This is a genomic window from Rhizobium sp. SU303 (assembly GCF_021052345.1).
In the GTDB taxonomy this organism is placed as follows: domain Bacteria; phylum Pseudomonadota; class Alphaproteobacteria; order Rhizobiales; family Rhizobiaceae; genus Rhizobium; species Rhizobium laguerreae.
The window spans coordinates 1-17,111 of the sequence record NZ_CP088099.1; the positions used below are offsets into that span (position 1 = coordinate 1).

General features: G+C 59.6%; 16 protein-coding genes. 7 read left to right on the forward strand and 9 right to left on the reverse strand.

Features of this window, described 5'->3' with window-relative positions:
* The 3 genes from repA to repC all read left to right on the forward strand — a co-directional run bounded on the left by repA (position 1) and on the right by repC (position 3,752).
* A complete protein-coding gene (repA, locus tag RlegSU303_RS33020; protein WP_017957621.1) occupies positions 1 to 1,215 on the forward strand; it encodes a plasmid partitioning protein RepA in 1,215 nt (404 codons plus the stop codon).
* Positions 1,216 to 1,257: 42 nt separating this feature from the next.
* On the forward strand, positions 1,258 to 2,310 hold the full coding sequence (gene repB, locus RlegSU303_RS33025; protein WP_017957620.1) for a plasmid partitioning protein RepB: 1,053 nt from the start codon (positions 1,258 to 1,260) through the stop codon (positions 2,308 to 2,310).
* A 149-nt stretch (positions 2,311 to 2,459) separates the two neighbouring features.
* Complete coding sequence (repC, locus tag RlegSU303_RS33030; RefSeq protein ID WP_017957619.1) at positions 2,460 to 3,752, forward strand: plasmid replication protein RepC; 1,293 nt, start codon at positions 2,460 to 2,462, stop codon at positions 3,750 to 3,752.
* A gap of 48 nt (positions 3,753 to 3,800) precedes the next feature.
* Here repC and RlegSU303_RS33035 read toward each other — a convergent pair whose 3' ends face one another.
* From RlegSU303_RS33035 to RlegSU303_RS33060, 6 genes are all read right to left on the reverse strand, one after another.
* Entirely contained in the window at positions 3,801 to 4,976 is a 1,176-nt protein-coding gene (locus RlegSU303_RS33035) for a glycerate kinase family protein (protein ID WP_231284154.1), read from the reverse strand.
* 146 nt (positions 4,977 to 5,122) lie between these two features.
* Positions 5,123 to 6,541, reverse strand: coding sequence for an SLC13 family permease (locus tag RlegSU303_RS33040; RefSeq protein WP_017957617.1), 1,419 nt, complete (start codon positions 6,539 to 6,541; stop codon positions 5,123 to 5,125).
* Between the two features lie 92 nt (positions 6,542 to 6,633).
* Positions 6,634 to 6,993, reverse strand: a complete 360-nt coding sequence (locus RlegSU303_RS33045; RefSeq protein WP_085994509.1) for a hypothetical protein — start codon at positions 6,991 to 6,993, stop codon at positions 6,634 to 6,636.
* 178 nt (positions 6,994 to 7,171) lie between these two features.
* Positions 7,172 to 7,888 (reverse strand): DUF6065 family protein, encoded by a 717-nt coding sequence (locus RlegSU303_RS33050; protein ID WP_094088946.1) that lies wholly within the window; start codon positions 7,886 to 7,888, stop codon positions 7,172 to 7,174.
* A gap of 71 nt (positions 7,889 to 7,959) precedes the next feature.
* Positions 7,960 to 8,691, reverse strand: a complete 732-nt coding sequence (locus tag RlegSU303_RS33055) for an anti-sigma factor family protein (protein ID WP_017957615.1) — start codon at positions 8,689 to 8,691, stop codon at positions 7,960 to 7,962.
* Entirely contained in the window at positions 8,688 to 9,230 is a 543-nt protein-coding gene (locus RlegSU303_RS33060; protein ID WP_017957614.1) for an RNA polymerase sigma factor, read from the reverse strand. The genes RlegSU303_RS33055 and RlegSU303_RS33060 overlap by 4 nt, the downstream gene beginning before the upstream one ends.
* A gap of 119 nt (positions 9,231 to 9,349) precedes the next feature.
* Between RlegSU303_RS33060 and RlegSU303_RS33065 the strand changes: the two genes are divergently transcribed.
* From RlegSU303_RS33065 to RlegSU303_RS33075, 3 genes are all read left to right on the forward strand, one after another.
* Entirely contained in the window at positions 9,350 to 10,771 is a 1,422-nt protein-coding gene (locus RlegSU303_RS33065; protein WP_026158342.1) for a S8 family serine peptidase, read from the forward strand.
* Positions 10,772 to 11,062: 291 nt separating this feature from the next.
* Positions 11,063 to 11,629, forward strand: a complete 567-nt coding sequence (locus RlegSU303_RS33070) for a sugar transferase (protein ID WP_026158341.1) — start codon at positions 11,063 to 11,065, stop codon at positions 11,627 to 11,629.
* Between the two features lie 123 nt (positions 11,630 to 11,752).
* On the forward strand, positions 11,753 to 13,768 hold the full coding sequence (locus RlegSU303_RS33075) for a polysaccharide biosynthesis protein (protein ID WP_017957610.1): 2,016 nt from the start codon (positions 11,753 to 11,755) through the stop codon (positions 13,766 to 13,768).
* A gap of 28 nt (positions 13,769 to 13,796) precedes the next feature.
* On the opposite strand, the gene RlegSU303_RS33080 is transcribed toward RlegSU303_RS33075, so the two are convergent.
* The 3 genes from RlegSU303_RS33080 to RlegSU303_RS33090 form a co-directional block, all read right to left on the reverse strand.
* Positions 13,797 to 15,071: an O-antigen ligase family protein gene (locus tag RlegSU303_RS33080; protein ID WP_131719418.1), complete on the reverse strand. Its 1,275-nt coding sequence runs from the start codon at positions 15,069 to 15,071 to the stop codon at positions 13,797 to 13,799.
* Between the two features lie 290 nt (positions 15,072 to 15,361).
* Positions 15,362 to 15,613: a hypothetical protein gene (locus RlegSU303_RS33085; RefSeq protein WP_017957608.1), complete on the reverse strand. Its 252-nt coding sequence runs from the start codon at positions 15,611 to 15,613 to the stop codon at positions 15,362 to 15,364.
* 55 nt (positions 15,614 to 15,668) lie between these two features.
* Entirely contained in the window at positions 15,669 to 16,073 is a 405-nt protein-coding gene (locus RlegSU303_RS33090) for a DUF2934 domain-containing protein (RefSeq protein ID WP_026264637.1), read from the reverse strand.
* A 277-nt stretch (positions 16,074 to 16,350) separates the two neighbouring features.
* Between RlegSU303_RS33090 and RlegSU303_RS33095 the strand changes: the two genes are divergently transcribed.
* Positions 16,351 to 17,073: a GntR family transcriptional regulator gene (locus tag RlegSU303_RS33095; RefSeq protein WP_131643572.1), complete on the forward strand. Its 723-nt coding sequence runs from the start codon at positions 16,351 to 16,353 to the stop codon at positions 17,071 to 17,073.
* Positions 17,074 to 17,111 lie beyond the last annotated feature (38 nt).

Consider the following 17,111-nt stretch of genomic DNA (forward strand, 5'->3'; position numbering starts at 1 on the left):
ATGAATATGGCACCGCAGATAGAAAAAGCAATTTCTGATGTCGACCAGCTGATTATTGGTCAGGCGCAGGAACTGTCCGACAAGCTGAAGCAGCATCGGCTCGAGATGTTTCCGCCGCGTGCATTGAAGGGTCTGAGGGAATTTCAGCTTGCCGAGGCGGCGCGTTTCCTCGGTGTCACCAGCGGCTATCTTCGCAACCTGTCGCTGGAGGGCAAAGGCGCCCTTCCCCAGGTCACGCCGTCGGGCCGTCGATCCTATACGGCGGAGCAGATGGAAGAGATGCGGAGCTTCCTGGAGCACAATGCCCGCGCCGGGACGCATTATATGCGTCATCGCCGCGGCAACGAACATCTGCAGGTCGTTGCCGTCGTCAACTTCAAAGGTGGCAGCGGCAAGACGACGAGTGCGGCACACCTTGCCCAGCATCTTGCCCTGACGGGTCACCGTGTCCTTGCCGTCGACCTCGATCCGCAGGCCTCTCTCTCCGCCATCCACGGTTTTCAGCCGGAGTTCGACGTCAACGAAAATGAGACGCTCTACGCCGCCATTCGTTATGACGATCAGCGGCGGCCGCTGAGAGAGATCATCCGTCCGACGAATTTCCCGAACCTTCATCTGGTGCCGGGCAATCTCGAACTGATGGAATTCGAGCATGATACGCCGCGCGTCCTTGCTCAAGGCAAGGCGGGTGACTACGGACGCGTCTTCTTCGCACGGCTGGACGAGGCGCTGTCCTCGGTCGCCGACGATTACGACGTCGTCATCATCGACTGCCCTCCCCAACTCGGCTTCTTGACCATGAGCGCCATTTGCGGCGCAACGGCAGTTCTGATCACCGTTCATCCTCAGATGCTCGACGTGATGTCGATGTGCCAATTCCTGCAGATGCTCGGCGAGGTGTTGAACACACTGAAGGGTGCCGGCGGCAACATGAACCTCGACTGGCTGCGTTATCTCGTCACCCGCTACGATCCGCAGGACGGGCCGCAGACGCAAATGGTCGCTTTCATGCGTTCGATGTTCAAGAACCATGTGCTCACCAATCCGATGTTGCGCAGCGTCGCGATCTCCGATGCGGCGATGACCAATCAGACGCTTTACGAAGTCGAGCGGAACCAGTTTACCCGCGCGACCTATGACCGCGCCATGGAGGCGATGGATTCCGTCAATACCGAGATCGCCGATCTCATCCACAAGGCATGGGGGCGGAAATGACCGAGAAGTTTACTGCGGTAAACTGGGACGAGGAGCTGGCTTATGGCGCGTAAGAATCTCCTTTCGGGTCTGATGGACGATTCCAAGAAGTTTACTGCGGTAAACAATCAGGACGAACCGCTCCACAGGGACGAGAAGCAGCAGATTACCTATAAGGGGATCGGCGCTCTCGGTGCCGTGACGCGCAGTATCGATGCGCTGGCTGCCAAGGCCGATGCCGCCAAAGCGATCGAGGAAAAGTTGGCGACCGGTGAGACGGTGATTGATCTCGACCCTGCCCTGATCGAAGATTCCTTCGTGACCGACCGGCTGGCGCATACCGACGAACAGTTTCGCGAACTGGTTGAGGCGATCCGGTTGCGCGGTCAGGATTCGCCGATCCTCGTCCGTCCGCATCCTGAGAAGGACGGCCGATATCAGATCGCCTTCGGCCACCGTCGCGCCCGGGCCGCCAAGGAACTCGGTCGATCCGTCCGCGCCGTGGTCAAGAAACTCGACGATCGCGACCATGTCATTGCGCAGGGCCAGGAGAATTCGGCACGCGCCGATCTCTCTTTCATTGAGAGGACCATGTTTGCCGACAAGCTCGACACGTTGGGCTTCGACAGGGAAACGATCATGTCCGCGCTCAGCGCCGACAAGACGACGGTTTCCAAGATGCTATCCGTTACCAAGCGGATCCCAGCCGAGGTCCTGACCGCGATCGGTGCGGCCAAGACCACCGGCCGTGATCGGTGGCACGATCTGTCCGTGAAATTCGAGACCGAAAACATTGGCGCACGAGCGATCGAGTTCACCAAATCGAGGGAATTCGAGACGGCTGAGCCGGATGCCCGCTTCGATATGCTGGTTGCCTTCATCAGCAGGAGGCAACAACAAGCCTCATCCATAGCGGCAATTCAGCCCGCCGCTCACGCCTGGCAGCGCAAGGACGGCGCGGTCAAGGCGAAGATCAAGGATGACGGGAAACAGTTCACCATCGCGTTGAAGGCGGAGAAGGCGTCTGCCTTTGGAGCCTACATCGCCAGCAATCTGGATCGTCTCTACGAGGCGTTCGAGAAGACACAGGATTTGACCAAGAACGGAGATCAATAAGCAAAAGAAAAGGCCCCCGAACGTTGCCGTCGCGGAAGCCCTCTCTGATCTAGACACCCAGAGAATCACATTTCCGCGAATCATAGTCAAGAGTCTTTGGCACCGAATTTGGTGAGCCGCGATCTTTTGCCTTGAAGAAGGCGAAGAAAATGGAAAGCGGAAGTGTGACGACGCCCTTCGGGCGGCGGCCGATGACGCTTGGCATGTTAGCAAGCCAGGCGGCTGCTCGAGAAATCGAGCCCGGCCAATCTATCGACAAGTGGAAACTCTATCGTGCCCTATGCGAGGCCAAGCCGCTGCTCGGCATCACCGACCGGGCGCTCGCTATCCTGAACGCCTTGCTGAGCTTTTATCCCAAGGGAGAGCTTTCTGAGGAAAACGGGCTCGTGGTGTTCCCTTCCAATGCGCAGCTCTCGCTGCGCGCGCATGGAATGGCGGAGCAGACGATCCGTCGCCACCTGGCGAGCCTGATCGAGGCCGGGCTGCTGATCCGCAAGGACAGCCCGAACGGCAAGCGCTACGCCCGCAAGGAGCAGGGTGGAGAGATCCGCGAGGCATTCGGTTTTTCGCTGGCGCCGCTGCTGGTGCGCGCTGAGGAGATCGAGCGGTTGGCGGCGGAGGTGGTTGCGGAACGGTTGCACCTGCAGCGGCTCAGAGAACGCCTGACGCTTTGCCGGCGCGATGTCGCCAAGCTCATCGAGATGGCATTGGAGGAGGGCGCCGCCGGCGATTGGAGCCGGATTCATCTGCATTTTCGCGATGTCGTCGAGCGGCTGCCAAGGTCGCCTTCCGCCGAACAGGGTGCAGCCGCACTCGACGAATTGGAGCTGCTGCGCGAAGAAATCACCAATCAGTTGGAAATGCAGGTTAAAGCTCAAAATCATAGCGGCAATGCCCAACATTATGAGCGGCACATACAGAATTCAAATCCACAATCCATTATTGAACTTGAACCAGCTTCCGAAATGAAGCAGGGCGCAACGGCGGATGATCGATCGGGGGGCCGGGCCGAACCGACAGTCCGATTACAGAAAGATGAAGACGAGAACCGGCGTGTGCCGGCCACAAGTTCTGCCCCCGCTGCCAGCGCCGCGCTCAAATCCTTCCCACTGGGGCTGGTGCTGCAGGCCTGCCCGGAAATCGCAGCCTATGGACCGCAGGGCTCGGTCGGCACATGGCGCGAGCTGATGGCCGCGGCTGTGGTCGTTCGCTCGATGCTCGGCGTCAGCCCATCGGCCTATGAGCAGGCCTGCGAAATCATGGGACCTGAAAATGCGGCCACCGTCATGGCCTGCGTTCTCGAAAGGGCAGGGCACATCAATTCCGCCGGCGGTTACCTGCGCGACCTGACGCGACGCGCCGAGAAAGGGGAATTCGCTATCGGACCAATGTTGATGGCCCTTGCCCGCAGCAATTCGCCGATGAGAGCGAAGACGGGATGAATTGGTGCTTGCAGAAGCTGACTTTGTCCCCTTTACCCTTGCTCAAGGTCAGGCAACTTGGCGCCAGCGTGCCCCAAGCTTCATGCCCACCATGACCATGCGGATTGCATCCTCTGCCGCTCGGGAGAGTAGTTTCGGGGCGCTGAAGATGGCGTCTTCCAGCGAGCAGGGCCTGCTCAGGATCGACGCAAAGGCATCAATGCCGTGTTCGAAATTAAGGCGTACGCCTTTGCCGATGGTGCCGGCGAGTGCGATGACGGGCACTCCGGCAATTTTTGCCCGTGCAGCCACTTCGGCAGGCACCTTTCCATATGGGGTTTGTCCGTCAAGGCTGCCCTCCGCGGTGATGACCAAATCAGCCTGTGCGATAAACCGGTCGAGCTCCAGATACTGCATGACGATGTCGTAACGCGGATGCAATCTGCCGCCCAGGAGGACGAGTATCGCGGCACCAAGCCCGCCGGAGGCGCCGGATCCGGGCGCCATGCCGACATCGATACCCGTCGTGCACCGAACCGCCGTGGCATACGTCTCCATGGCAGCAGTGAGCAGTTCCACCTGCATCGGCGTTGCGCCCTTCTGCGGCCCGAAAATGCGCGCAACACCGCGTTCACCGAGGAGGACATTGTGCCAGTTGACGGCAGCATCGATGCGCACGCCTTCAAGACGAGGATCTCGGCCGCTCATATCAATGGCGGCGAGGCGGGAAAGAGCTGCACCGCCGTGGGGCAGGCGATTGCCTTCCTGGTCCAAGAGACGGATGCCGAGCGCTTCGGCCATGCCGGCGCCGCCATCGTTGATGCCGCTATCGCCACAGCCGAGAAGGATGCGGCGTGCACCTCGGTCGAGCGCGGCACGCACCAGTTCGCCAACGCCATAACTCGTGGTCACGCAGGGATTGCGCTGGTCGCGTGGCACGAGGCTGAGCCCGGCGGCCGCGGCCATCTCGATGACGGCGGTCGGCTCGTCGCTGCCGCCGAGGAACCCGAAATGCGCCTCGACTGGGTCGTTGACCGGGCCGCTCACCGTCAGCTGGTGAAGCGTACCGCCCGTCGCCTTGATGAGCGCCTTGGTGAAACCCTCGCCGCCATCGACCATAGGCGTTTTGATGACGGTAAGGCCGGGAAAGGCGCGTAGAACGCCACTTTCGATGCAATCCGCTGCCTGATCTGCCGACAGACTTTCCTTGAAACCGGAGGGCGCGACGAGAACCGTGAACGACATGGGATGTTCCTTTCTACTATGACAATGATGTGACAGGGGAGGAACGGGACAGCCCCGAGGTTATTCCAGCATTATAAAAATAAATTAGCCGACTAAATAAAAGAGACCGCACGCAGCGGTCTTTCCCTTTTGTCTATCCGTACTGTTCAGTACAGCGGCAGGTCCTGCAGCGGCCAGACGAGTGTGGCGAAGACGACCAGCAGCACCACGAAGGGCACGATCAGCCAACCGGCGAGCCGGAACAGGTCGGCCTGCCCGAAGGGGGGCGGATCCATCGCGCCGAATAGCGCTACCGGTTTGGCGGAGACCATCAGCGTTTGGCAAAAGCCGCTCGCCAACGTAACGACCATGACGAGATTGAGCGGGTCAACACCGAGGGCTGCGACCGGCAGGGCAAGCGCAGGTATGAGAATGGTCGCCCGCGCCGTGCGCGAGGTGATGACGAGGTGGGAAAGCGTCGCGACTACGGCAGCGAAAAAGACCAGGAGTGCGGGCGATGCCGCGATGCTGTTTCCGGCAAGGTCGACCATCCGCTCGGCCAGCACTTTCGCGGTGCCGGTCTCCAACAGCGCCTCGCCGATGACGAGCGTGCCGGCGAGGAAGAGCAGGAGGTTCCATTCCACGCTCTTGAGCGCCGCCTTTAGCGGTAGGCCGGAGACCTTTTGGTTCGCCAACAGCAGGGCGGCGGCGATGCCGATGAGCGGCATGCCGATGCCGTGCATGGGCTGCGCTGCGAAGAGTAGGATCATCGCGCCGGTCACGGCGAGCACGGTCCATTGCTGGCGTGTCAAAGGGGTCAGGGCCTCGTCGGCGTTGCGCTCGGCGATCGCTATCGCCCGTTCCTCGCGGGTAAGAAAAAGACGCAGCAGAACGGCGCAGGCGAGCAGCGAGCATAGCAGCGAAAAGGGTCCGGCAAGCGCGATCCAGCCCAGGAAATCGGGCCCTTTCTCCTGCAGGCGCTCCATCATTCCGGCCGCGACGAGGTGGGCACCAGCGCCGATCAGCGAAGCGCCGGCGGAGAGCAGGATGACCGAGGGAAAGAGCAGCGCGAGCGCCCGGTTGACCCGTGTATTGCCGATCGCGGCTGCGAGACCAAGATAGACAGGTGCCAGCATGGCGGCGCGCGCCGAGGTCGAGGGGATGATGAAGGCGGTGGCGAAGATCAAGAGCGTCAGCGCCCAGAACAAGCCTTGCACGGTGGCGAACCGGGCGAGCAGGCGACGGATAATTTGTTCGATTACGCCGACCTGACGCAGCACGCCGGCCACAACGAAGGCCGCAAGCATCAGCCAAACGATATCATTGCCGAGCGAGCGGTAAAGCACATCCTCGTCAATCGCGCCGACGACCGGCAGAAGAGCGGCGGCGGCGAGCGCCACGGGCGTGTCCGGCAGGTCGAGGATGGTCCAGGCGGTGATCGTTGCGACGAAGACGGCGAGTGTCAGCTGCATCTTCAGGGTGAGGTCGTCGATCGCCAGGAAGATCAGCATGGCGCTGAAGGCGAGCACGATCGCCGCGACGATCTGCTTGACGCGGGCAAGCGGCACGGTGCGCTCGGTTGCCATAGAGGGTTCCCCACGCCGGTTGGCGTGGGGGTCCAGAGGGGCGATTGCATATAGGGCCACGATCGCCCTCCTTTCGGGTTTCAGACTGAGCCTCAATCGTCGTCGGAGGACGAATTTGACGAGGAATTGGAGGAAGAGTTCGAGTTCGAATTGCTCGAAGAGTTCGATGAACTGTTCGAGTTGGAGTTGCTCGACGAATTGGAGCTGCTGTTTGAGCTCGAATTCGAATTGGAATTCCGGGAGGAGTTCGACGAACTGTTGGAATTGCGGTTCGAGCTCCAGCTGCTGCGCCGATCGTCGTCCCGGTCGCGGTTATAGCGGGCGTGGCTCGCCTTGTTGCTTTGCGTCATCTTCTGCAAAAGGCGTGTGACCGGGTCATCGGCGAGGGCGGGCGCGGGTGCCGCGGCACCGACCACCAGGAACGCGCTCAGGATTGCGATGAACTTCTTCATGACGTTTCTCCTTTGAGTGACAGCCTCGTTGGCTGCGAGGGAGAAACGGCGGTGAGCGATGTTTATTCCTCGAAAAACTGAAATATTTTCAATAGGATAATTTGAATCTGCAAGACACGCGGAAGCACCGCCGCTGCGATGGGCAGCGACGGCGAAGCGGGAAAATCCGTCTCAAAAACTATCGCTGCGCGCGGGCGAAGCGGCGGTACCAGCCGTCCGATGCGAGTGTCTTGCGCAGGATCGTCTTGCGAATGGTGCCTTCCTCCGGGTTTTCGGTGCGGATGTCGGCGTCGAGGTCGGATGCGTCGCGGCGGAATGGAATGACCTGGACAATCGGTGTGCCGCGCTCCAGCACATGCAGGCCGTCCTCACCGGTGGCGAAGAACGGGAAGTGGATTTCCGATTGGTAGGTGTCGGTATCCACGACCCCGGCAACGACTTCGAAGACGCCATTCGGTCGATTGAGCGGCGGCACGAACAGGCAGCTCCAGCCGGGCGGCGTGCGGATGGTCCAATAATTGTGGAACTTGCACGGCGGCAGCGGCTCGCGCGGATTGCCAGCGACCTGATGGCTGGCATGGTTGCTGACGAGCGTGCGGTCGAAATCCCAACCGCAATCGACCGTTTTGCCATCGTCGGCGATTTCCATGCGCACGCTTGCCGCCAGCCCGATCACCCAGCCCGTCGCCATCGCGTCGAGGAAGGGCATGCAACGCTTCACAGTCAAGCCGCTGTTGTTGGATGAGACATGTGCCTCATCGACGGCAGGCAGCCTGCGGAACCAGTCGGGCAGCGCCGTCTTGGCGCGCACGGGAGCGGGGATAACCCCCTCGTCCTCCTTGCGGCAGAGAAATGTCAATCGTAGCTGCGGTTTATTCAGAAAGGCCATTGTCATCGCTGTTCTCCCATCAATCGATGCGGGAAGAACGGCGACCGGAAAGACTTATTCCTGATGATGGCAAATATTCATTCAGGGGCCAGAACCTCTCGTTCCTCCTCAGGCGAAAGTGGTGCCCCAGCCTGGATCGAGGCCAGATAGGCGTCGATCGTCTCCTGTGACGAGGCAGGTACGTATCCGTCGGCTTTCGCAGATGTTAGTGCGAGCCGCGTCGCCCAGGCGCCGTTTTGCCGGCAAGCGACGGTGAGGGTGCTGCTTTTCGGCTGCTTCAGCTCATATTCGCGGCAGAGTTCGCCGCGTTCGTCGCGGAATGAGGCGACGACATGCAGCACCGTTTCCGGGGAAGACAGCGTCACGTCCCGACCAGATACCTCGCGGTCAAGGACAGCGGCGATCTCGGCGCCGGAATTCGATGCAGACGGGTTTATGCGGCCCAGCGCAAAACCGACAACGCCGGTCACAATCGCCACAAGACTTGCCGCCACCGGCACGAGCCAGCGCCGCATCGTCTGCTGCTGTTGTTTGGGACGGAAGGAAACGACGTTATCCTGCGGCGTTTGGCGCCGTACCTCATCGGCCATCCTGCGGACCGAAGCAAGCAACGCCTCAGGCACCGGCTCGTCGATCAGCGGTTTCAGCGCGTCACCCACCAACTGGCGGCTGTCGAGGAAGACAGCGAGGCGTTCGCAGAGCGCCTCGTTGCCAGCAAGTGCCTCTTCCAGGGCGCGGCTTTGCGTCTCGTCCAGTTCGCCATCGGCAAATGCCATCAATGTTTCATCGTCAAAATCTTTCTTGCTCATAGAACGCCGCCTTTCGTATCGGGCGAACGTCTCTCGCCAAAACTTATTCCCGTCAGCTCCATCAGATTTTTCCGTGCGCGGGCAAGCCTGCTCATCACCGTGCCGATCGGGATAGCGAGAACCTCGGCGGCATCGCGGTAACTGAACTCCTCAACGCAGACAAGCACCAGCACTTCACGCTGTTCGGCCGGCAGCTTTTGGAGGGCGGCGGTCACTTCGAGCAGATCCATGCGCGCAAGCGATGCAGCCTCGCCGGAGGGAATCGACACATCGCGCGCATCGTCCAGATCGCCTTGGGGGCCAGCCGTTTTCTGGCGGCGCAGGTGGTCGATCCACAAATTGCGCAGAATGCGGAACATCCAGGCATCGAACCGGCTGCCGGGTACAAAGCTGTCGGCTGCGAGGATAGCGCGCTCACAGGCCATCTGCACAAGGTCGTCTGCCAATTCCCGGGAGCGGCACAGCGAGATCGCAAAACGCCTGAGGTTCGGCAGGAAGGCAACCAGCCGTTCGGGTACTGTCTGCGTGTCGTTGGTCATTCCGCTTTTTCGCACGCGAGGGAATAAGCTGTCGAGTCAAACGTATTCTCGGGATAGTTTGATCGAAAGTGGCTTCTCGATCTGAGAATCCAATCGGAAACTGCCGCAGGAGACCGACCATGCTGCTTACAGTCAAGATTAAGTCATTGCGACTCCTCGCTGCTGCAACTATCGGCGGGCTACTTACTATTCTGCCCCTGCCGTTGGGTGACGCTGGGTTCACCATGCCCGCTGCGCTTGCCGATGACGATGATGGAGATGACGACGACGGCGGCAGTGGTGGTGGTGGCGGCGATAACGGCCGCGGTGGAGACCGTGACAATCCCGCATACCATCGGGGCGGAGGCGGCTTCCATGATCTGCGCTCGCTCTTTCGCTGGCCATCCCGCGAGCGTCGTACACCCATGCGCCGCCCAGCCTCAACGCCGGAACAGGCGCATAACGAGCTCGTCGCGATTGGTCTTGAAGAAGACGCCATTGCCGGATTGACCCAGGAGGGCTTTGCCGTTGATGATCGCATCCAGGTTTCGCTCATCGGCAGCGAAATGGTGAGGCTCATCGTGCCGGCGGGCATGACGCTCGATTCGGCGCGCGCTGCCGTCGTGGCCCGCAGTGCGACGGCCGTGGTCGATCTCAACCATTTCTACCAGCCGCAATCGGAGAACAAGGCAGGCTGCTCGGGGGAGGGGTGCGCACTCGTCCGCGAGATCGTCGGGTGGCCGACCAGTGAGATCACCCGATGTGCCAAGCCGCCCCGCATCGGTCTCATCGACACGGCGATCAATATCGATCATGTGACCCTGACGAATACGCGGTTGGAGGTCATCCGCCTCAGCGAAGGGGAGGCGACAAAGTCGGGCGCGCAGCATGGTACTGCCGTTGCTGCCCTTTTGATCGGTGCATCGGACAGCCGCGTCCCCGGCCTCCTGCCTGGGGCGGAACTCATCGCCGTCGATGCCTTTCAGCGGTCCGGAAAATCTGCGGATGTTGCCAACATTTACGACCTCGTGCGGGCGCTGGATATGCTCGTTCAGCGTGACGTCAAGGTCGTCAACCTGAGCTTGACCGGCCCGGCGAACGCGGTGCTCGAAAAATCCGTGAAAGCAGCGACCGAAAGCGGGATGATCCTAGTGGCCGCCGCCGGCAATGATGGCCCGAACGCAAAGCCCGTTTACCCTGCGGCCTATGACGACGTGATTGCCGTGACGGCAGTTGACAAGGGGCGCAACCCTTATCGCCGGGCCGTGCGTGGCGATTATATTGACATTGCCGCTCCTGGCGTGGGGGTCTGGACTGCGGCGTCCATATCCGGCGCCCGACAAAAAACCGGCACATCCTTCGCTGCGCCCTTCATCACGGCGGCGGTCTCGGTGCTGATTGCTGGCGATCCTGATATGTCGCACGAAAGTCTGGAGGCAAAGATAAGGCAATTTACCGACGACATTGGGAAGCCAGGGAAAGACCCGGTGTTCGGGTGGGGGCTTCTAAACGCAAGCAGGCTTTGTGAAAGCATAAGCGACACTAAGCCATCGGCGTTGTGACCCAGCTGCCCGCTTCACGATCTGTTGACACGAACGATTATGGTTAACAGAGTGTGACGGAAATAAAGGCCGAAATAGTTTCTGGTTGGCAGCTTCCAGCTTTCGGATCAGAGGGTTAGGGCCGAGAAAATTTTGAGAGACGGAAGAGCCCCGCAGGGGATGATCGACCAAACCGATCCATCGAAAAAACACCACATCCCAGCAGTTGACGCGAAACGCTTTTTGACGATACGGCAACGCGATAGCGCGAATGGCGGATGGTCGGTCGGCAAGTCGGAAGAACTGCGGAGCATGGGTTTGAAACGGGCGGCGGATTTTTTCTTGGCTTTGATTGCGGCGGCGATCCTGCTCGTTCCAATCCTTGTCGTCGCTCTTTGTGTTCGCCTTACCTCGCCCGGACCGATCCTCTATTGGTCAAAACGTGTCGGCCGTTTCAATCAGATCTTCCTGATGCCGAAATTTCGCAGCATGCGCGTCGACACACCGACGGTTGCCACGCATCTGCTCGAAGATCCGGATCGCTTTCTGACACCGATCGGCTCGTTTCTGCGCAAATCCAGCCTCGACGAACTGCCGCAGCTCTGGTGCATTCTCGAGGGGAAGATGAGTTTCGTCGGACCGCGGCCGGCACTCTACAATCAATATGATCTGATAGAGTTGCGGACGGCCCATGGTGTCGACAAGCTCCTGCCCGGACTGACGGGATGGGCACAGATCAATGGCCGGGACGAATTGCCGATTCCGGAGAAGGTAAAATTCGATGTCGAATATCTCGAACGCCGCTCGTTCGGCTTCGACATAAGCATCCTGTTTATGACGGCCGAGAAGGTCATTCGCCGTAAGGGAATAAGGCATTAAGCTACCTACTTCTGATAGATAAGCGGTGCGGGAGACCTTACTTTCCGATTATTTCAGTTGCGCTCGTTGCAGAAAATGACAAGAAGGTGGTTGTCTGATTGATCCGCGAGACGCTGGTAAGCAATGCCCGAAAATACCCCCACTGAGACGCCGCGCTCAGGATGGTTCTTAATGCCGATGCAAGCGCTCGTCGCCCCTCTGCTGGCGATGCCGCGGGTTGCCAAACGCGCTCTGGCCTTGCTGCTGGATTCCAGCTTTTGTGTTCTGACGATCTGGCTGGCCTATTGTTTCCGCCTGAACGAATGGACGGTGCTGACAGGTGTGCAGTGGCTGCCGGTCTTCGTTTCACTGTGCATGGCCCTTCCCATCTTCATCGTCATGGGCATGTATCGGGCGATCTTCCGTTATGCCAACATGGCTGCTTTCATTACTGTTCTGAAGGCGATTGCGATCTACGGCGTCGCCTTCATGACGATATTTACAGCACTCAGCGTCCCCGGTGTTCCGAGAACCGTCGGCATCCTCCAGCCCTTCCTTCTGTTGATTGCGATCGGGCTGTCGAGGTTGAGTATCCGCTACTGGCTCGGGGATGCCTACCAGCGCATCCTTCACAAGAATATGCTCGCCAAGGTGCTGATCTATGGGGCAGGGACGGCCGGGCGGCAACTGGCCGGTGCCTTGATCAACAGTGCCGAACTCAATGTCGTCGGCTATCTGGATGATGATCCGCGTCTCAAGGGCGGCGTCATGGGTGGTTTGCCGATCTACGACCCCTCGGATCTTCCGGTGCTTGCCGAATCTCTCGGCGTGCACAACGTGCTTCTTGCTCTTCCCTCCGCATCGCGGCAGCGTCGCAACGAAATCCTGGAGCACATCCGTAAAGCCAGGGTCAATGTTCGTACGTTGCCGGATCTCACTGCCCTGGCTCAGGGACGCATCGCCGTCTCCGACATCCGAGAGCTGGAGATCGAAGATCTGCTGGGAAGAGAAGCGGTCGCGCCGCGCCAGGAGCTACTTGACAAGTCAATGCGCAACAAGGTGGTGATGGTCACCGGTGCTGGCGGCTCGATCGGCGGCGAGTTATGCCGTCAGATTTTGCGCACCGGGCCTTCCAGCCTCATCCTCATCGATCAGAACGAGTTTGCGCTTTATAATATCCATGCCGAATTGCAGAAGCTGGCCGAACTGTACAAGCATGAAAATATGCAGATCGTTCCGATTCTGTGTTCTGTCCGCGATCAGGATCGCATGGAACATGTCATGCAGAGCTGGCGACCTCAGACGCTCTATCATGCCGCCGCTTACAAGCATGTTCCCCTTGTCGAACACAATGCCGTGGAAGGCATCAAGAACAATGTGATGGGTACGCTGGTCGCGGCACGCGCGGCGAATAAATGCGGCGTCTCGAATTTCGTGCTGATCAGCACTGATAAAGCCGTGCGTCCGACAAATGTGATGGGCGCCAGCAAGAGGCTGGCGGAGATGGTTCTGCAGGCGCTTGCGGCGGAATCGGCGACCGACAGAATGCGAACGAATTTCTCCATGGTCCGTTTCGGAAACGTCCTCGGCTCCTCCGGATCCGTCGTGCCGCTTTTCCGTCAGCAGATCAAGGAGGGCGGCCCGGTGACGCTGACACATCCTGATATAACCCGCTATTTCATGACCATTTCGGAGGCTTCTCAACTCGTCATTCAGGCCGGCGCGATGGCCGAGGGGGGAGATGTCTTCCTGCTCGACATGGGAGAGCCAGTTCGCATCGCCGATCTCGCCCGCAAGATGGTAGAGCTTTCCGGGCTGGCCGTCCGCGACGAAGACAATCCCGAAGGCGATATCGAGCTGTCCGTTACCGGTCTTCGTCCCGGCGAAAAGCTCTTTGAAGAGCTGTTGATCGGGGATAATCCTGAAACAACCGAACATCCTCGGATTATGAAGGCGCGCGAGGATTTCCTGTCCTGGCCCGAGCTGTCGCGAAGGCTCAACGCGCTCAACGCGGCATTGGACCGGAACGATATGATCGCTGCACGTGCGACATTGGCGGAGCTTGTTTCCGGCTATTCGTCAACGGGTGAGGTCTCGGATATGGCTTTCACCGGTGCCGAGCCACTTAGGCTGTCCCAGACAATTCAACGCACGCTGTAAGGGGTTGCAGGCTCAGGGGTGCCAGACGTCAGCTCCGAACGACGGGCGCAAAGCCCGTGCTGCCGCGATCCGCACAAATAAGGGCGACCATGTAGGCGAAGATCGGATCCAAAGCTTTCTGATTGAACATGATGCCAAAGCTGCCTGTTATGACGTAGCTGCTGACGAGTAGAAGAGCGAGCGCAATCGCTAAATCCCGGCCCGGTCCCCGTTCTTTTCTCCACGCGCCTATCACGGGCGTCAGCAGCATCAGCGAAAGCGCTGCAATACCGAAAACGCCGGCGTCGATTCCCGCGGTCAGAAAGCCGTTATGGACATGCGAGTAAGGCAGCTGCGGCCTTATATTATCGGGAAGCTCTGCCAAAACCGAACTCATCCGGTTCTGCGGGCCATAACCTGTCAACGGGTCCTTACTGATTGCTGATAGTGCGCCTTTGTACAAGGCGAACCGGGCACTCAGCGACGTGATCTCGCCGTCGGTGCGTTCGAGCGATGTCAGATTTTCCTGAAGCGCCTGGATGCGATGGAGGATCTGGCCGCTGCCCAGGGTGATAAGTCCCGCCAACAGCAAGGAGCTGGTAATAGCCAGGCTGCGCAAACTCAGATGGAAGCTGTGTTTGCGAAAGTACCAGAGGAAGATGACGATATGGATGGGAATGACCAGCCAGGCCGAGCGCGTTCCGGAAAGCAGAACGCAGCCTAGACCCGCGGCATATCCCAATATCGCAATTCTTTGCTCCACGCTTCTTTGAGATTGAATGTTGAGAAGCGCAATGCCGCCGAACAGAATACCTATCACGCCGAGGAGCGCAGCGTTGGACGTTCCAGCCTCTGCTCTGTCCATCAAAAACATAATCTGCAGGAGACTGAAAAGAAAGGTGACGATCATGCCGATACCTGCGCCGAGGATAAAGAGCGGCACGAGACGGCCATCGGGAGATTGGCGCATCCGCGGCAATATCAGCCAGACCGAAAAGAAAGGCAGGAGCCGGAATATCCAGTCCGGTACTTCGGAGTAGGGCGGATTGATGAAGATGCTGGCGATCATCACCAGCGGGTAGATCGACATGCCAATGGCAACCAGCCGGTCGGATTTCGACAGGTTCCAGACGAGGCGGCCCGTCGCCAGACAGTAGACGCCCCACACCATCGACGCGAGAAGGATGAAGGAGTTGAAGTTCGGCGAAAGCCCTGGAAGGATTGCAAAGAGAAAGACGGCAATGCGGTTGTTTCGGTCGAGTGCGCTTCCGGCCTCATCCCCCGGAGAAAGCACTGCCATCTTGAGTTGTCTAAAATAATTCACTTTGCCGGTCCTGACCGTGTCGATGCTGCCTCGCTAAGGATCGTCATCACAGCTGTCAAGCTGTGATCACGGTGCAATCTATGGCTTTATTCGACGTGGTATTCCGGCAACAGGCGTCCGGACAGACGTGGTTCTGTTCGATGATGGGTGGCAAAGGGGTACGACGGTAAGGCCGGCTTCAACAGAAAACACGTCTGAGGTGCGGGCGTCATGTGAAGGTTTGATAGGCGGCATCATCGGGATCGGCGAAGAACCGATGCATGCGCCTCGTTGAAGTGAAGCGGCTGCCGCTATCGCCAATATGGGCGTGTCGAAGATTCCGCCGACGATCGACCAAGGAGATAGCCAACCCCGAATGCGACAATGCCGGTGGTGAGCAGCAATGCGCTTGCGGTATACGGGTGCTCTCTGGCGCCGAAGGCGACGGCATAAGCCTCACGTTTCATCTCTTTGGCCGCCGACTTCGCGACCTTGGTCAATCCCTCCGGTTGCTCAGCGGGCGTTCCGGTGAATCCGGCGTTCAAGTTCTGTTTGTCGGTCATGTCGGGGACCTTTCTGAGTGGCAAGGGGTCTGAGATTGGCGCGAGTCGCAAAGGTTCAATCCTGCTCGCGTGTGCCGGGGGAGGCTTCGCGTTGATCGGCGTCCTCAAGATCGGTCTTGACGAGGAATGCATCGGTATGTTCGCGCGACGCCTCTCGCAATGCTGCGAGGTTTGGAGGATTGTCGGCTTCGCCCTGCTGCGCATCGAGTTCATGTTCGGCCAGGGTCCAGTGATGCCCGTGCTTGCCTTCCGGCCTCCCTTCTTTCTCCCACAGGGAATATGCCCTTCTTCGTATCTCCTCCTCGCGGCTAGCTGCTGGCGATGCGCCGCTCAGCCTGTCGATTTGGCTTGCGGCTCGCCGAACCATCTTCCGTCCGCCTGCGTCCGCGGCGGGTGGAGTTTTCGGCCGGCCGCCGTCAGTCGTATTTTCGTTTGTCTTGCGTGGTGCTGGCTTTTTCATGAGGGTCTCCTTGCGGATCTCAACCAACTTGGCCGATCTAAGTTCCAAACAAAGAGTGCCTCGGCGTAGAGATCGGCTTTCCATTTCCGCGAGGTCTATGCCGTTCACCCGCGCTTGCGCACTGTAATTGCCGTTCCATGTTTTTGCCCTCCAGCCTGCGGCCCGCGGGGTCGACTTGCTCAATTCGCGAAGCGTCGAACCTTGAGCAGCATGTCTTGGCACGGCGATAAAACTGATATACTAGTATGCCACAAAGTTTCAGCGTCCCGGTGTATCCATGCAGCAAGCATCAGAAACCGAAGTTTTGGTCGTCCCGGCGTTGCGGGAGGCCGGGGGCAGGCTGCGCCGTATCACCACGGCCGGCGCCATCTACGATCGCCTTTATGCCGACATTGTGTCGCTGCGGATGCCGCCGGGCATGCTGCTGCAGGAAAAGCGGATCGCCGATGATTTCGGCGTCAGCCGCACGCCGGTACGCGAGGCGCTGCTCCGGCTTTCCGAAGGCGGACTGGTCGATATCTACCCGCAGTCGGGCACCGTCGTGTCGCGGGTGCCGGTCTCGGCGATCCCTGAGGCGGTCGTCGTGCGCAAGGCGCTCGAAGGCGCGACCGTCGAGGCTGCAGCTCTGACCGCGACGGCCACCGATATCGCCCGTCTCGACGCCATCATAGCCCGCCAGCAGGCCCATGCCGCGACCGGCAATGCTTCGAGCTTCCATGAGGAGGACGAGGCCTTTCATGAGGCGATCACGCAGATATCGGGTTATCCCGGCATCTGGGCAATCCTGAAAACGGTCAAGGTGCAGATCGACCGGGCACGGCGGCTGACGTTGCCGGTGCTCGGGCGTATGGATAACGTCGTGCCCGAACATATGATCATCCGCAATGCGCTCGCCGCCCATGATGCGGCGGGGGCACGCAGTGCGATGATCCATCATCTGAGTGCCGTCATTCCCGATGTCGACGAGTTGCGCGCGCGTTACCCCGATTATTTCTGCTGACAGCAGGCCAGAACACGAAACGAAAAGCGAGAGGGAAG

Coding starts and splice junctions, on each gene's coding strand:
- repA (WP_017957621.1), top strand. CDS start 1: ATGAATATGGCACCGCAGATAGAAAAAGCAATTTCTGATGTCGACCAG.
- repB (WP_017957620.1), top strand. CDS start 1,258: ATGGCGCGTAAGAATCTCCTTTCGGGTCTGATGGACGATTCCAAGAAG.
- repC (WP_017957619.1), top strand. CDS start 2,460: ATGGAAAGCGGAAGTGTGACGACGCCCTTCGGGCGGCGGCCGATGACG.
- RlegSU303_RS33035 (WP_231284154.1), bottom strand. CDS start 4,976: ATGTCGTTCACGGTTCTCGTCGCGCCCTCCGGTTTCAAGGAAAGTCTG.
- RlegSU303_RS33040 (WP_017957617.1), bottom strand. CDS start 6,541: ATGGCAACCGAGCGCACCGTGCCGCTTGCCCGCGTCAAGCAGATCGTC.
- RlegSU303_RS33045 (WP_085994509.1), bottom strand. CDS start 6,993: ATGAAGAAGTTCATCGCAATCCTGAGCGCGTTCCTGGTGGTCGGTGCC.
- RlegSU303_RS33050 (WP_094088946.1), bottom strand. CDS start 7,888: ATGACAATGGCCTTTCTGAATAAACCGCAGCTACGATTGACATTTCTC.
- RlegSU303_RS33055 (WP_017957615.1), bottom strand. CDS start 8,691: ATGAGCAAGAAAGATTTTGACGATGAAACATTGATGGCATTTGCCGAT.
- RlegSU303_RS33060 (WP_017957614.1), bottom strand. CDS start 9,230: ATGACCAACGACACGCAGACAGTACCCGAACGGCTGGTTGCCTTCCTG.
- RlegSU303_RS33065 (WP_026158342.1), top strand. CDS start 9,350: ATGCTGCTTACAGTCAAGATTAAGTCATTGCGACTCCTCGCTGCTGCA.
- RlegSU303_RS33070 (WP_026158341.1), top strand. CDS start 11,063: ATGGGTTTGAAACGGGCGGCGGATTTTTTCTTGGCTTTGATTGCGGCG.
- RlegSU303_RS33075 (WP_017957610.1), top strand. CDS start 11,753: ATGCCCGAAAATACCCCCACTGAGACGCCGCGCTCAGGATGGTTCTTA.
- RlegSU303_RS33085 (WP_017957608.1), bottom strand. CDS start 15,613: ATGACCGACAAACAGAACTTGAACGCCGGATTCACCGGAACGCCCGCT.
- RlegSU303_RS33090 (WP_026264637.1), bottom strand. CDS start 16,073: ATGAAAAAGCCAGCACCACGCAAGACAAACGAAAATACGACTGACGGC.
- RlegSU303_RS33095 (WP_131643572.1), top strand. CDS start 16,351: ATGCAGCAAGCATCAGAAACCGAAGTTTTGGTCGTCCCGGCGTTGCGG.